The sequence below is a fragment of the Dactylosporangium sp. CA-152071 genome, assembly GCF_050936335.1.
GTDB lineage: Bacteria > Actinomycetota > Actinomycetes > Mycobacteriales > Micromonosporaceae > Dactylosporangium > Dactylosporangium maewongense.
This window is the reverse complement of the sequence record NZ_JBNJMZ010000002.1, coordinates 1040335-1054453: the sequence shown is the minus strand read 5'-3', so window position 1 is coordinate 1054453 and position 14119 is coordinate 1040335. Positions and strand designations below refer to the sequence as shown.

Here is a 14119-nt window from a genome sequence, read left to right as displayed (position 1 = left end):
ACGCCGCCCGGAAGCCCGTCAGGAGGCGAGCGAGATGGTCACGGGGCCGCCGGTGGGGTCGGCGGCCGTGACGAGACTGAACGGGACCCGGAAGACGCGGCCGGGGGCGGCGGGCCAGGGGAGACGGGCGGCGCCGATGCGGTGGCCGTCCTGGGTGGCGAGGACGTGGGGGAAGCGGCGGTAGGTGTCGGTCCACAGCTGGAGGCGGCCGCGGACCGGGGGCGGGCCGGTCGGGTGGAACCGCTGCGGTGCGACCCAGCGCAGCGGGGGCTCGCAGGTCAGGGCGACGGGTCGTACATCAGCGGCGGCACCGGCGAGGAAGGACAGGACGGCGGGGGTGACGTGGCGGCCGTCGAGGGCGGCCAGGTCGGCGGTGTCGACGGGGTGCAGGAGGTTGCCGGCCGCGAACACGCCCGGGACGCTCGTCGCGAGGGTGGTGTCGACGCGCGGGCCGCGGGTGCCGGGGTCGAGGGCGAGGCCGCCGGTGCGGGCGAGCTCGTGCTCGGGGATCCAGTCGCCGGTGAGGACGACGGTGTCGCACGGGACCCGATGGCGGCGGCCGGTGCGCAGGTCCTCGATGTCGACGGACTCGACGCGGCCGTGGCCGTTGACGGCGGTGACGCGGGTGCGGGTCAGGACGGGGACGCCGAACGCGAGCCGGCCCGGCACGCGCAGCGTCGCGTGCGGCGACTCGGTGGTCATGAGCGCGGGGCGGCAGCCGGCGTGGCGCAGGGTGAGGGCGGCGGACCAGCTGACGAGGTCGGCGCCGACGATGACCGCCCGGGTGCCGATGTCGCGCCGGTACAGGTGGACGAGCTGCTGGAGCTGGCCGGTGGTGTACACGCCGTCGGGGCGGTCGCCGGGGATGTGCCGGGCGGGTCGCGGGCGTTCGCGGGCGCCGGTGGCGAGGACGACCGCGTCGGCGGTGATGACGAGCCGGCCGCGGGGGGACGTGACCTCGAGGGAGCGGTCACCGGTCCAGCCGGTGACGGTCGCCTCGGTCTCCAGGCGGGCGCCGGCCGACAGGGCCGCGTCGGTGAGGCGGCGGGCGTAGGCGGGGCCGGACACGAAGCGGTGGAGGTCGCGGATGCCGTACCCGAGGTGGGCGCTGTGCCTGGGGATGCCGCCGGTCGCGGCCTCCCGCTCCAGGACGAGGACCCCGTCGCCGAGCCGCCGGGCGAGGGCCGCGGCGGCGGTGAGCCCGGCCGGGCCGCCGCCGACGATCGCGACCCTGACGTGCTCACGCATGCCCACCACCGGTGCCTCCCAGCGTTTCGACCAGGTCGCGGAGCTGGGCGCCGCAGTAGAAGCCCTGGCAGCGGCCGTTCATCGCCCGTGTACGGCGGCGCAGGCCGTTCAGATCCGCCGGCGGGATCGGGGACGTGTACGCGTCGCGGATCTCGCCCATCGTGACCCGCTCGCAGAAGCACACGACGCGCCCGTACTCCGGGTCGGCGGCGATCGCGGCCGCGTCCTGGTACGGGCGGGGGAACGCCTCACCGAGGTTCGGCATGCGCGGCGGGTCCGGCAGTTCGTCGCGGGGCGTCACGTCCAGATGGCCGGACAGCAGCGAGCCGACGTGCTCGGCGATCGCCATCCCGGCGGTGAGGCCGGTGGAGCGGATGCCGCCGACGAGCACGTACCGGCGCGCAGGGTCGACGTCGATCAGGTAGTCGTCGCGGTCGATCGCGGCGCGCAGGCCGGCGTACGTGGCGGTGACCTCCTCGTCGAGGAGGCGCGGCAGCAGCGCGCGGCCCTTGTCGAGCAGGAAGTCGAGGCCCTCCGGGGAGGTGCCGGTCGCGGTGCGGTCGTCGAGGTCCTCCGCGGTCGGGCCGAGCATGACGTTGCCGTAGACCGTCGGGCTGACCAGCACGCCCTTGCCCACCTTGGACGGCACGGGCAGCACGATGCACGGCACCAGCGGCCGGGCCGCCTTGTCGAACACGAACAGCTCCCCGCGGCGCGGCGTCACGGTGAACCGTTCGTGGCCGAACAGCCGGTCGACGGTGTCCGCGCAGAGCCCGGCCGCGTTGACCACCCAGCGTGCGGTGACGTCGCCGCCCGTACACACGAGGCGAACGGCATCGGGAGTGCTGTCGACGGCCATGACGCGGTGCCCGAGCAGGAGCGTCACGCCGCGGTTGACGGCGTCGGTGGCGAGGGCCAGGTTGGTCGTCCACGTGCAGGTGATCGACTCCCCGGGCACGGTCATACCGCCGAGAGCGCCCGTACCGAGGTCGGGGACGCTCGCGTAGATGTCGGCGGCGCTGACCAGCTCGCACTCGAGGTACCCGTTGCGCTCCGTCTTCGCCCGCAGTGCGGGTAGCGTCGCGAGCTGCTCGTCGTTCCACGCGACCAGCAGCGCGCCGGTGCGTTCGACCGGGATGCCGGTGGCCTTCGCGTAGTCGCCGAGCATGGTGTACCCGCGGGCGACGAGACGGGCCTCGAGCGTGCTCGGGGTGGCGTCGAACCCGGTGTGCAGGATCGCCGTGTTGGCCTTGCTGGTGCCGTCGCCGACGTCGTCGCGGGCCTCGACCAGCGCGACGGTGAGCGAGGTGCCGCCGAGCATGCGGGCGATCGCCGCGCCGACGAGGCCGCCGCCGATGACCGCGACGTCGTAGGTGGTCATCGGTGTTCGACCGCGGCGTGGAAGCGGGCCATGTGCTCGGCGGCCCGGTCCGGCGACCATCGCGGCTCGTAGACCGCGGACGGCCGCCACCCGCCGGTCACGTCCGCCACGGTCAGCGCCGGGTCGAGGGCGAGCGCGGCGCAGGCGGCGGCGCCGAGTGGGGTCGCGTGCGGCGACGGGTACACCTCGACCGGCAGCTGCGCGAGGTCCGCCTGCGCCTGCATGAGCACCCGCGAGCGGGTGAGCCCGCCGTCGACCCGCAGTCGCGTCAGGGGCGTGCCGAGGTCGTCGCCGGCGAGCCGCGCGACCGCCGCGACCTGCGCGGCCACGCCTTCCAGGACGGCTCGGACGAGATGGCCGCGGCCGGTGCTGAGCGTCATGCCGGTGAGCTGCGCGGTCGCGCCGGCGTCCCACCACGGCGCGGCGAGCCCGGCGAGCGCCGGCACGCACAGCACGCCGCCGTTGTCGTCGGCGGCGACGGTGTCGAGCTGGTCGGCGCCGTCGATGAGCCCGAGGTCGGCGAGCCAGCGCACCGCGGACGCGGCCGTGTACACCTGCCCGTCGAGGCAGTACTCCACCCGGTCGCGCAGCCGCCACGCGATCGACGCCGACAGGCCGTGCGCCGACCTTCTCGGTGCCGCGCCCAGCTGGGCGAGCATGAAAGCGCCCGTACCGTACGTGCACTTCGCCTCCCCGGCCCGCAGACAGGCCTCGGCGAGCAGCGCCGCCTGCTGGTCGACGATGAGCCCGGTCACCGGCACCTCGCCGCCGAACGCCGTGGTCGTGCCGACGACCGCGTCGCTCGCCATGACCTCCGGCAGCGCCTCCCCACCGAGGCCGAACACGTCGAGCAGCTCCCCGCTCCACGCGCCCGTGTCGAGGTCGAGCAGCAGCGACCGGCTGGCCGTGGACGCGTCCGTGACGAACGCGCCGCACAGCTGGTGCACCAGCCACGTGTCGGTGGTGGTGACGACACCGTCGGTGGTGAGGTGCTCGCGGATCCAGCGCATCTTCGGCGCGGAGAAGTACGGGTCGAGGACCAGTCCGGTACGGGCGGCGACCGTCGTCTCGTGGGCCCGCCGCGCGTCACAGACCGCCTCCGCGCGCCGGTCCTGCCAGACGATCGCCGGCGTGAGCGGCGCGCCGGTCGCCCGGTCCCACGCGAGGACCGTCTCGCCCTGGTTGGCGAGCGCGACCGCGGTGATCCGGTGCCCCTCGGCGGCACGCCGGCCGGCGGTGAGCACCGACTCCAGCAGCGCGCCCGGGTCCTGCTCGACACCGCCGCCGCCGATGTACGAGGGCCGCAGCGGCTCCTCGGCGATCGCCAGCACCGCCCCACGGCCGTCGGTGACCACGGCCTTGGTGCCCGACGTCCCCTGGTCGACCGCGAGAATGCGCATGGTCACGTATACCAGTTCTCGTTCGCTCCCTAAAGATGAACAACAGGTGAAGCAGGCGCGAACTCCCTTTCGGGATCTCGGCACCGGGCGTTCAGCGTCCTACGGTCGTAGGTATGACGACCATGGTGCGGCAGCGGGTCGACGTCGCCGCGGCCAGGGACCTCGCCGAGGCCCTGCTCACCGACCTGCCGCAGCGCTGGGCACACACCGCGGGCGTCGCCGCCCGGGCCGTCGAGCTCTGCGCCGCCCTGGACCCCGCGATGTCCCCGGCCGACCGCGACCGCGTCGTCGCCGCCGCCTGGCTGCACGACATCGGCTACGCCGACCCCGTGCGCGACACCGGCTTCCACCCGCTGGACGGCGCCCGGTTCCTGCGCGGCGCCGGCTGGGCCGTCCGGATCAACGCTCTGGTCGCCCACCACTCGGGCGCCTGCTACGTCGCGGAGGTCCGCGGCCTGCACCACGAGCTGGCGGAGTTCCCGCGCGAGCTGTCCCTGGTCGCCGACGCCCTCACGTACGCCGACCAGACCGTCGGCCCGGACGGCACCCGCGTCGACGTCCGCACCCGCATGGCCGAGATGCTGTCCCGCCACGGCGCCACCTCCGACAACGCCCGCGTCCACCACCTGCGCGCCCCTGACATCCTCGCCACCGCCGCCCGCGTCGAACACCACCTCCACCTCGCCACCGCGTAGCGCCCTCCGCGCGGCTCAGGTCGCCGCGCGGTCACGGGACCACGCGGACGGCTCGGTAGTCGAAGCCGTCCTGGCCGGGGGACTCCCAGTCGAGGCGGACCACCTGCCCCCGCTCCAGGGCCCGGAACCCGGGCATGTCGATGGCGCTGAAGTGCGCCCAGCACCCGCCCGGCGTGTCCGGCGAGTCAAGGACACCCCAGCCCTCGTCGATCCGCCACTCCCGCGTCGTCGCCGTCGTCGTGCCGGTGCACACCTGCTCAGTCACCCGCGCAGCGTAAGCCGGACGTGCCGCCACCAACGCGGTTTCCGCAGCACGAACGACCTGGAGTGAATGGTCGTCTGTGCCACTGACAGCGACTGCCGCGCTGCCTTGCGCATGGCTCGTTGCGTAGGCAGATTCGCCGCGCAGGCCGGCCAACCGAACACGGTGCGGCGCCCGTTGGTGACAGCGATCCGGTCGCGACGCGCCGCGACCGGATCGTCCGTGCGACGCGTCAGCCGAGAGCGGCCTTCACGTCATCGAGCGTCGCCGGCGTATTCGTTTTGGACACGAACGGTGACGGACCTGCGAATTTGAGTTGTCCGCTCGCATCGACCGTGGCGATCCCGGCGACGTACAGCCCGGCGGCCTTCACCGGCACCGTGGCTGGCTTCGGTGCCGCAAAAATCGCGAACGCGGTGCCGGCCAGTTCGGTCGGACTCTTGAGCCGCGAGTCGGCCTTCTGTACGTTCGCCAACTTGTCATGGGTGTACCCCAGGCGGGGACCCTTCTTGTCTTCTTTGTTCCACTTGCCGCTCAGGTACACGATCGTGAGCGTGGCACCGGGCTTGATGTCGCCCTTGATGACGGAGTCGAGCTTGAACGAGATCGACCCGTAAACCTCTGGTCCTTCGCCGGGGATGTTGCCCTCGGCGTTCGGATCGACCGGCACCTCGTAGGCCACGTCGTTCACGGCGGTCACCGTCCCGGTCGCAATGACCGGACGCTCGGCGACGAAGGCCTTGAGGCTGTCGAAGGGCACCGACGACCCCTCGTACGCGGTCGCCACCACTGCATCGTTGCCTGCCGCGGGACTTGCACATCCGCCGAGCAGCACCACGGCCGCCGCAGCAATCCACTTACGCACCGTGGCCACCTAACTACGCGACGCGGGAGGTGCCGTAGGCGGCGCCGGCCAGGAGCACGACTCCGCCGATTCCCACCATCCAGCGGGTGCTCCCGTCGCCGCTCGGGTCTTCCACCCGGCCGGTCGGGTCCTTCGGGTCGTACCGGACCTCCATCCGCGCGCCCACCTTGACCTCGGTCGCATCGCCCGTGTTCGACACGTCGGCCTGGACGGTCCTTCCGTCGGCGGTGGTGAACCGAACTTCCGCGAAAGCGCCGCCCTTGGTGTACGACACCGACACGATGTCGCCCGTGGTGACCAGCCCACGTTGCTGCAGGATCCGATGGTCGTAGTGCATCTGGAGCGCGATGCACACGAACACCAGCCCGGCGACGGTGGCCAAGACGATGCCGGCCCACTCCTTCGTGTTGGCGTATGGCGAGCTGTGCCGTGCGCGGCGTCGCCTGGGCAGCGTGGGGCGCGTTTTCAGTCGGGTCAACCTCGTCGCCTGATCGTCCGGCCGCAACCGTCGTCGCCGTTTTCGCTCCCCGGCCATGCGCTCATTATCCGTCGCGAGGCAGCGGCCAACGTGTCAGGACGAGTCACGTCAGGCCGTTGCTCGCGTGGGCCGGTATCGCAGGGCGATCACCCCCGACCGGAACTCGTGGCGGTCCACGAGCTCGAGCTGGATGCGTTCGCGCAGGCCGGTGAGCAATGTCGGTCCGTGTCCGGCGAGGACCGGCTGTACAACGAACACGTATTCGTCGATCAGTCCCAGATCTGCCAACGCCAGGGGGAGCGTCACGCCACCCATGAACAGGCCTTCGCCTGGCTCCTGCTTGAGCCGTTGAACGGGGCGATCCCTGCCTCGTGATGACAGCAGCCGTCGAGTGTGACGTTGATCGAGTATCGAAGTGGTCTCATCTCGTTGTTCTCCCTTGATCCGCGCAGCGCGTTTTCACCGGTCCGTACTCAGACTGCTGTCGGCGCCACTTCTCATCGGCGCCCGATCCCACCTACTCAACACCGTCGTGGTGCGAACCAGACCGCAGACCGAGCGCGCGACCGAAGCGGCTCCATCGCATCGCCGACCGCCGGCACGCTGACTGGGACGCGTCGCGGCACCCCTTCAGGCCGACCGCTCCGCGGCGCTCTACTCCTCAGCTTGGGGCTGGACAACCGTGCCCGACACGTGGTTGAAGATGGAGACCGCGAGTTGCTGCCGGCCAGCAGCGTCGGCCACCGGCAGGCCGACCTGCTCATCCCGTCCGGCCATGCCCGTGCAGCGTTCCACGATCTCGCCGATCTGATACATCACCCGGCCGATCGCCTCGGCCTCGGCCCCCGAATACCAGTACGGGACCGTCACGCCGGCCTCGTCCGCGTACAGGCTGATCTGAATGCCGCTGGGCTCGTGGTCGAGCGTGCGGGGTGTGTTAGCTGGAAGCGGGCAGCAGGTCGTGCTGAGTGCTACGCGGCAGTTTGTCGCCGTTGGTGTGGACGCCGTTGGGCTGGATGGTGTCGGAGCGTGCGGCGAATCTGCTGGATAAGGCGAGGATGCCGAAGGCGCCGGCGTACAACAAGGTGCCGACGCTGAGCCAGATCAGCCTCCGCGGCGCGTTCTGCGGTCCGGCCGCTTCGTGCGGGCGCGGCTCGGGTCGGCGGGCGTCGCGGGTGCCCGCCGACCGACGCTTGGGTGGGGCGGTCAGGTCAGGGTGGCCGTGTCGATCACGAACCGGTACCGCACGTCGGAGGCGAGGACCCGTTCGTAGGCGTCGTTGACCTGCTCGATGCCGATGACCTCGATGTCGGCGCCGATGCCGTGCTCGGCGCAGAAGTCGAGCATCTCCTGCGTCTGCGGCAGCCCGCCGATGATCGAGCCGGTGAGGATGCGCCGTTGCAGGCTCAGCGAACCGGAGTGCACCTGCATCGGCTCGGGCGGTCCGCCGACACTGACCAGCACCCCGTCGACGACCAGCAGCGACAGGTAGGCGTCCAGGTCGACCGGGGCGCTGACCGTGTTGATGATCAGGTCGAACGTCCGGGCCAGGGCGGTGAACGTGTCCGGGTCGGCGGTGGCGTAGTAGCCGGACGCGCCGAGCGCCAGGCCGTCCTCGCGCTTCTTCAGCGACTGCGACAGTACGGTGACGTCGGCGCCCATCGCGTGGGCGAGCTTGACCGCCATGTGCCCCAGCCCGCCGAGGCCGACGACGGCGACCCGCTTGCCCGGCCCGGCGCCCCACCGTTGCAGCGGCGAGAAGGTGGTGATCCCGGCGCACAGCAGCGGCGCCGCGACGTCCAGGCCGATGCCGTCGGGGATGCGGCAGACGAATCGCTCGGTGACGACGACGGACTGGGCGTAGCCGCCCTGGGTGGGCCGCCCGTCCCGGCCGACGCCGTTGTAGGTGGGGGTGCTGCCGTTGAGGCAGTACTGCTCCTCGCCGCGTTCGCAGCTGGAGCATTCGCCGCAGGAATCGACGAGGCAGCCGACGCCGACCCGGTCACCGACGGCGAACTTCGTGACGTTCGCACCGACTTCGGTCACGATCCCGGCGATCTCGTGGCCCGGCACGACCGGGTAGTTGGCCGGGCCCCACTCGCTGCGCACGGTGTGGATGTCGGAGTGGCAGATCCCGGCGAACCGGATGTCGATCCGCACATCGAGCGGCCCGACATCGCGCAGTTCGATCGGGTGCGGCCTGAGCGGTTCGGTGGCGGACAGCGCGGCGTAGGCAGCGACGGTCGTAGGCATGACGAACGGAACTCCAATGAACTCGACGAACGACGGTGGCCGGCGTGCGATGGCCGACCGCTGGGCTTCTTCCAGGAAACCTGGGTCGGCGAGGCGGTGGCAGAGTCTGCGAGAGGGGTACCGCCAGTGACTCCTTCGCCGATTGCCGACCTCGTACCGTAGATGACGTGGGAGAACCCAAGAAGGTCGCCGCCGACGTGCGCCAGCAGCTGCGCGAGTTCCTGGCCACCCGCCGGGCACGGCTCACGCCCGAACAGGCGGGCCTTCCCGTCTTCGGCGGCAACCGCCGGGTCAAGGGCCTGCGCCGGGAGGAGGTCGCCACCCTCGCCGGGATCAGCGTCGAGTACTACATCCGCCTCGAACGCGGCGAAGCCCACGGCGTGTCCGAATCCGTCCTCGACGGCATCAACCACGCACTGCAGCTCAACGAGGCCGAACGCGCCCACCTCCTCGACCTGGTCCGCGCCAGCGGCGGCACCCGCCCCCTCAAGCTCGTCACCGCCCGACGAAGCCTGCGCCCACCGATCCAGCGCATCCTCGATTCGATGACCACCACCCCGGCCGTCGTCTACTCCGGCCGTCTGGATGTCATCGGCACCAACGCCCTCGGCCGTGCCCTCTACGCCCCCATGTACGACGACCCGGTCCGGCCGGTCAACACCGCACGGTTCGCGTTCCTCAACCCGGCCGCCCGCACCTTCACCTGTGATGATCACAAGACGACGTTCATCGGCCCTTGCTGTCCCTTCCAATAAACTTCAAGCGTGTACTGAACCTATGCGCAGTTTACTTCAAGCAAAGAGTAAATGCGGGTTGGAGATGCTTCACGCTTGGAGTATGTTGGGGTGATGGACGACGCCCCGGAGGTCGCAGAGCCGCAGTGGCTCGACCCCGATGAGCAGCAGCACTGGTATGCGTTCGCCTACGTGCTGACCCAGCTGCCCGCCGCGCTGGAGGCGCAGATGCAGCGGGATGCGGGCATCTCCCACTTCGAGTACGTGGTGCTGTCCGCGTTGTCGATGGCGCCGGAGCGCACGCTGCGGATGAGCGAGGTCGCCCAGTACGTCGGCAGCACGCTGTCCCGGCTGTCGAACGTGGTGATCCGGCTGGAGAAGCGCGGCTGGGTGAGCCGGCACCCCGACCCGGCCGACGGGCGCGCCACCCTGGCGACGCTCACCGACGACGGCATGGCCAAGGTCGCCATCGCCGCACCCCGCCACGTCGCCGCCGTGCGCCGGCTGGTCATCGACCCGCTGACCAAGGCACAGCAACGTCAGCTCGGCGCCGTCTCCCAGCGGCTGCTCGCCGCCCTGAACGCGCCATGCCCCACCGAATGGGCACCGCCCGGCGCGGCCGTGCCGGGCGAGCACGGCTGACCCGCCCGCGTCGCGCGTTCCCACTCACCCGGCCGTCCGGCCGGGGCTGCACCTTCTGAAGGAGCTTTGCCATGCCCACCATCGCCATCGTCGGAGCCGGGCCGGGTCTCGGTCTGTCCATCGCCAAGGTCTTCGGCGGCCACGGATTCGATGTCGCCCTCATCTCGCGCAGCAAGGACAAACTCGACGCCCTGGTCGCCGAACTCAACACCGTCGGGATCACCGCAGAGGGGTTCCCTGCCGACGCCGCAGACGCCGCCCAGGTCACCGCCGCGCTGCAGCACGCGATCACGCGGTTCGGGCGGATCGACGTGCTGGAGTACTCCCCGCACGCGGGCCTGACCATGACCGCACCCAAAGACGTGACCCTCGAATCGCTGCGTCAGCCGATCGACAGCCTCCTGTACGGCGCGGTCGCCGCGGTCCAGGCGGTGCTGCCCGCCATGATCGTGGCCGGATCCGGCACGGTGCTGTTCACCACCGGCGGCGGCGCGATCAACCCGTACCCGATGCTCGCCGACGTCAACATCGCCCAGGCCGGCCAGCGCAACTGGGCCATCAACCTGCACAACACCCTCGCCGACCAGGGCGTCTACGTGGCGAGCGTGGCCATCAACCTGATGATCGGCACCCAGGCCCCAGACGGCGTCCCCTATCGCGCGCCGGACGAGATCGCCCTCGACTACTGGACCTTGCACACCACCCGAACTCAGGCCGAGCACTTCATCGGCGCCTGACTACCTGCCCATCACCTGCCCACCGTCCTCCCGTGGTTGGTGGCGACGAGTCGGTCTCTTGCCCGGCCGGCAGATTGACCAGGATCAGGACATGATGCGCTGTGCTGCCGTCTCCGCCATCCGTCGCGCAAAGTCACACATGTACCTGCCAGACTGAGTTGGCCATTGCAACGGTGAGTTGGCCAGACAGCCCAGACTGATCGACGGGCATCGTGGATAATGTGACGGTGGACGATCCCTCGGTCTCGGTGAGGCATGCCACCAGCAGCGACGCCGCGACGGTAGCCGAGCTTGCAAGTCGGCTCGCACAGTCGTTCCCGTTCTCCCGAATGCGGTTCGATGCCAACTACGCCGCCCTGCTGAACACGGATGACGCCTGTCTGCTGCACACTGATGGGGGCATTCGAACGGTGGGCCGTGAGCCGGAACTGCAGCCTCGTCACGCTTGCCACCCGACGGGCGGCGCCGTTCTACGTCGCGCTCGGGTACGAGGAGTCGGCGGCCTATCTGAGGAAGGTGCTGCGTGAGCCCGCAGTACAGTGACGGCTCGGCAGCGGCGCGCGTCGCCGCGGAACGGAGGGAGGAACGGTGATGACAACCGCGCAGGTGCTGGCCTTCGGCGGCGTTGTCGCCCTCGGTGCCATGTCGCCTGGACCGGACTTCGCCGTCGTGATGCGCCGCTCGGCCCTTGCAGGCCGCGCGCACGGCATGGCGACAGCGGTGGGCGTCGCCGCCGGGGTCTTCGCCTGGGCGATTGCCGCCGCCACCGGCGTTGCGGCACTGGTCGCCATGAGCTCCGTCGCCTTCACCATCATCAAGCTTGTGGGCGCGGGCTATCTGGTCTACCTGGGTGTCAACGCACTGCGCTCGGCATGGCACTCGCGCGACTTCCGATCCGATCCAGACGCCGAGCGCACCGCTGGCTCAGGTCTGTGGGGATCGTTCCGTGACGGTCTGCTGTGCAACGCGCTCAACCCCAAGGCGGCGATCTTCTTTGTCGCGCTCCTGCCCCAGTTTCTTTCGGCCGATGCCGGCCTCGTCCCGATGCTGACGTTGTCACTGATCGCCGTGGTCATCACGGCCGCCTGGTTCCTCACCGTGGCGAATCTGGTCGCCGCGGCTCGCCGGGTGCTCTCCCGACCGGCCGTACGTCGTTTCATCGACGGGATGAGCGGCACGGCGCTGATCGGCCTCGGGGTCCGGCTCGCGTTCACCACCGCCAGGTAAGTCCATCCCAGTCACCCTCGCTCGATCTGCCGCTGCGCCCATCAGCTGGAACCCTCAGCTCGGACCGAGTCGAACTTCCGTCATCGGCACGAGCGGCCGGCCCATGACCCCGTCGCCGGCTTCGACGACCGCCTCGCGCAGTGTGCGTTTCCACTGTTCACATGGCATCACCAGTTGCCTGCTGGGTCGTGCCGCATGTCGACGACGAAGCTTGCCACCTGTTCGATGGCGTCCGCCGAGAGCGGCGTCAGGTCCCAGACCAGTCCACCGACGTGTGATCTGTAGTCCGGGGTGGGCTCGTTGCCTGACGGCGTGGGCACTGCACTGAGCGCCGCCAGGTCGTCGGGGCGCAGGTCGAGCACGTCGCCGAGGTAGAGCAGCCACACAGGTTTTGGGGGGACGTACCCGAGGATGAGCCGGCGGAGCAATGCTTCCGACCAGGCGATGACATTACACACGCTCGTATCGTCGAGGTTCCGGACGAGCATGAACCGTTCGAGCACCGCGCCGAACGTCACGGTCGCCGGTGGCGCTGCCTGCTGGCGCGGGTTGGGCGATGGGGCCAGGGCGCGGGCGTACTGGCGGATCGGACCTATTTCCTTGGCGGTCAGCCGGCAGGTTCCCTGGAGCACATGCTGGACCTGGCGTTTCGCGGTGGGGTCGGCCGGCATCAGATCGGCTGGTATCGGCAGGCCGGCGATCGCGAGCATGTCGGCGAGGCGCCATCCGAGGTTGTCGGCGAACTCGGGTAGCCGTTCCTGGTCCGGCACTGCGACGCCGCGGTGTGCTGCCAGCCGACGCAGTAGCACGCTGTCCACGTCGGCACGATAGCCGAACACTGTCTCGACAGCGCCACGACTGCTCATCGGCGGTTCAGTGAACGCCGGTCTTCCCCGGGCTTGCGCATCCCATACGGAGAGCCACACCGGCGCGGATGACGGCGCGCTCGTCCGGCGTCAGATGAGTGCGCGCCGTTGGGTCCTGGGAACCTGGATATCCCGTCGGCCGCACCCCGATCCCGCAGAGCGTCACTGGCGCGGGCCGGTGCCATTCTCCCGGCGCAGTCGCCCTTCACGACGCGTCATGAAGACCAAGCCTGCGACGATGACGGCGAGGCCGGTGAGCAGCAGGATCGGAACCGCGCCGCGCATCTCATCGTCGGTCTGCAGGTACACGCCGCCGGGCATGAGAACGACGGCGAACCCGACCATCAGCACCGCGAAGGGCAATTCGAATCCGCGAAGTCTTGGCGGCGTCCAGATACGTGTGACCGCGAGGACAGACAGCACCAACGTCCCGGCACCCATCAACGCCACGAGCCAGCCGGACCAGCCGAGCACCGCGGCCGCCAGGAAGACTGCACCGGTTCCCGCCGTGAGCGCCGTGTATTGGCGTTCACGGCCGCGCCATCTTTCCGGAACCCGGTATCGCATGATCGCGAGAATCGAGAGCACGAACATGATGATCGCGAACGTCCAGGCAAAGGACACGAACTCAAGCCTATCGTTCTGTGGCCCAGTGTCCCCTGCTGGAATCGGGACCGGCCGCTCCTCACAGAGTCAGGTCGCAGCGCGGCGGCCTGCGACCACCCGGCTCCGCCGGAGCCGTCGGCCGGCCAAGGCACTCTTCCGCGAGCTCCGCGGCATGGGCTACCCAGGCAGCTACAGCGTGCTGCGCGACTGCGTCCGCGCCCTGCGGCCACTCACCGCCGCTCCACCTGCAACGCTGCCGCCCAAGGTCCGCCACGTTGCTCGGCCACGCCAACTTCGACCTCCTCCGCAAGCGCGTGCTCCACACGACGTGACCAGCGGGGGCCAGATCCGATCAACTGGAGGGGGCCAGAACCACGAACGACCGCCACAGCCACGAGGACGGGACGGCCCGCGCGCAGATCGTCTCGAAGGCCGACAACTCGCTGTACCACGAGATGTTCTCGGAGTGCCACGCGCTGACCGGCGTGCCGATGGTGTCAACACGTCGTTCAACGACAACGAGGAACCCATCGTCTGCACCCCGCAGGACGCCGCGCGCTGCTACCTCAAGACCGACATGGACGCCCTCGCCCTCGGCCCCTTCCGGGCGGTCAATAGCCGGTCCGCCCATCATCGTTGCAGCAGATGGTCGATACCGCGCGGATGCGCTCGCGGGCGTCGTCGCGCGGTACACCGGCCATCAGATGAGCGATGATGGTCGCTGG

At 70.4% G+C, this 14119-nt stretch carries 17 protein-coding genes and 1 pseudogene; 7 read left to right on the top strand and 11 right to left on the bottom strand.

What is annotated here, in order from left to right:
- Positions 1-18 precede the first annotated feature (18 nt).
- From ACQEVZ_RS44955 to ACQEVZ_RS44945, 3 genes are read right to left on the bottom strand one after another with little or no spacing between them, the layout of a single operon-like run.
- The gene (locus ACQEVZ_RS44955) at positions 19-1248 is read right to left on the bottom strand and encodes an NAD(P)/FAD-dependent oxidoreductase (RefSeq protein ID WP_433379599.1); all 1230 of its coding nucleotides are present in this window, start codon (positions 1246-1248) and stop codon (positions 19-21) included.
- A complete protein-coding gene (locus ACQEVZ_RS44950; RefSeq protein ID WP_433379596.1) occupies positions 1241-2629 on the bottom strand; it encodes an NAD(P)/FAD-dependent oxidoreductase in 1389 nt (462 codons plus the stop codon). Before ACQEVZ_RS44950 ends, ACQEVZ_RS44955 begins: the two co-directional genes overlap by 8 nt.
- Positions 2626-4029, bottom strand: coding sequence for an FGGY family carbohydrate kinase (locus ACQEVZ_RS44945; protein WP_433386079.1), 1404 nt, complete (start codon positions 4027-4029; stop codon positions 2626-2628). The genes ACQEVZ_RS44950 and ACQEVZ_RS44945 overlap by 4 nt, the downstream gene beginning before the upstream one ends.
- Positions 4030-4142: 113 nt before the next feature.
- Between ACQEVZ_RS44945 and ACQEVZ_RS44940 the strand changes: the two genes are divergently transcribed.
- On the top strand, positions 4143-4724 hold the full coding sequence (locus ACQEVZ_RS44940) for an HD domain-containing protein (protein WP_433379593.1): 582 nt from the start codon (positions 4143-4145) through the stop codon (positions 4722-4724).
- Positions 4725-4755: 31 nt separating this feature from the next.
- Here the strand turns inward: ACQEVZ_RS44940 and ACQEVZ_RS44935 are convergent, their stop codons facing one another.
- From ACQEVZ_RS44935 to ACQEVZ_RS44910, 6 genes are all read right to left on the bottom strand, one after another.
- Positions 4756-4989, bottom strand: a complete 234-nt coding sequence (locus tag ACQEVZ_RS44935; RefSeq protein WP_433379590.1) for a cold-shock protein — start codon at positions 4987-4989, stop codon at positions 4756-4758.
- Positions 4990-5218: 229 nt separating this feature from the next.
- On the bottom strand, positions 5219-5851 hold the full coding sequence (locus ACQEVZ_RS44930) for a hypothetical protein (RefSeq protein WP_433379587.1): 633 nt from the start codon (positions 5849-5851) through the stop codon (positions 5219-5221).
- Between the two features lie 13 nt (positions 5852-5864).
- On the bottom strand, positions 5865-6386 hold the full coding sequence (locus tag ACQEVZ_RS44925) for a DUF3592 domain-containing protein (RefSeq protein WP_433379584.1): 522 nt from the start codon (positions 6384-6386) through the stop codon (positions 5865-5867).
- Positions 6387-6437: 51 nt separating this feature from the next.
- The gene (locus ACQEVZ_RS44920; protein WP_433386076.1) at positions 6438-6710 is read right to left on the bottom strand and encodes a dihydrofolate reductase family protein; all 273 of its coding nucleotides are present in this window, start codon (positions 6708-6710) and stop codon (positions 6438-6440) included.
- A gap of 273 nt (positions 6711-6983) precedes the next feature.
- Positions 6984-7199 (bottom strand): hypothetical protein, encoded by a 216-nt coding sequence (locus ACQEVZ_RS44915; RefSeq protein WP_433379581.1) that lies wholly within the window; start codon positions 7197-7199, stop codon positions 6984-6986.
- Between the two features lie 336 nt (positions 7200-7535).
- Positions 7536-8582 (bottom strand): NAD(P)-dependent alcohol dehydrogenase, encoded by a 1047-nt coding sequence (locus ACQEVZ_RS44910; protein ID WP_433379578.1) that lies wholly within the window; start codon positions 8580-8582, stop codon positions 7536-7538.
- A 167-nt stretch (positions 8583-8749) separates the two neighbouring features.
- Between ACQEVZ_RS44910 and ACQEVZ_RS44905 the strand changes: the two genes are divergently transcribed.
- From ACQEVZ_RS44905 to ACQEVZ_RS44885, 5 genes are all read left to right on the top strand, one after another.
- Positions 8750-9337, top strand: a complete 588-nt coding sequence (locus tag ACQEVZ_RS44905) for a helix-turn-helix transcriptional regulator (protein ID WP_433379575.1) — start codon at positions 8750-8752, stop codon at positions 9335-9337.
- Positions 9338-9430: 93 nt separating this feature from the next.
- Positions 9431-9958, top strand: a complete 528-nt coding sequence (locus ACQEVZ_RS44900; RefSeq protein WP_433379572.1) for a MarR family winged helix-turn-helix transcriptional regulator — start codon at positions 9431-9433, stop codon at positions 9956-9958.
- Positions 9959-10029: 71 nt separating this feature from the next.
- On the top strand, positions 10030-10695 hold the full coding sequence (locus tag ACQEVZ_RS44895) for an SDR family NAD(P)-dependent oxidoreductase (protein WP_433379569.1): 666 nt from the start codon (positions 10030-10032) through the stop codon (positions 10693-10695).
- A gap of 417 nt (positions 10696-11112) precedes the next feature.
- A complete protein-coding gene (locus ACQEVZ_RS44890) occupies positions 11113-11238 on the top strand; it encodes a hypothetical protein (protein WP_433379566.1) in 126 nt (41 codons plus the stop codon).
- A 48-nt stretch (positions 11239-11286) separates the two neighbouring features.
- Positions 11287-11922: a LysE family translocator gene (locus ACQEVZ_RS44885; protein ID WP_433379563.1), complete on the top strand. Its 636-nt coding sequence runs from the start codon at positions 11287-11289 to the stop codon at positions 11920-11922.
- A 167-nt stretch (positions 11923-12089) separates the two neighbouring features.
- Here the strand turns inward: ACQEVZ_RS44885 and ACQEVZ_RS44880 are convergent, their stop codons facing one another.
- Positions 12090-12788, bottom strand: a complete 699-nt coding sequence (locus ACQEVZ_RS44880; protein WP_433379560.1) for a hypothetical protein — start codon at positions 12786-12788, stop codon at positions 12090-12092.
- Between the two features lie 162 nt (positions 12789-12950).
- Positions 12951-13412 (bottom strand): hypothetical protein, encoded by a 462-nt coding sequence (locus tag ACQEVZ_RS44875; protein WP_433379557.1) that lies wholly within the window; start codon positions 13410-13412, stop codon positions 12951-12953.
- Positions 13413-13750: 338 nt separating this feature from the next.
- On the opposite strand from ACQEVZ_RS44875, the pseudogene ACQEVZ_RS44870 reads away from it, so the two are divergent.
- Positions 13751-14109, top strand: a pseudogene (locus tag ACQEVZ_RS44870) (carbamoyltransferase C-terminal domain-containing protein).
- Positions 14110-14119 lie beyond the last annotated feature (10 nt).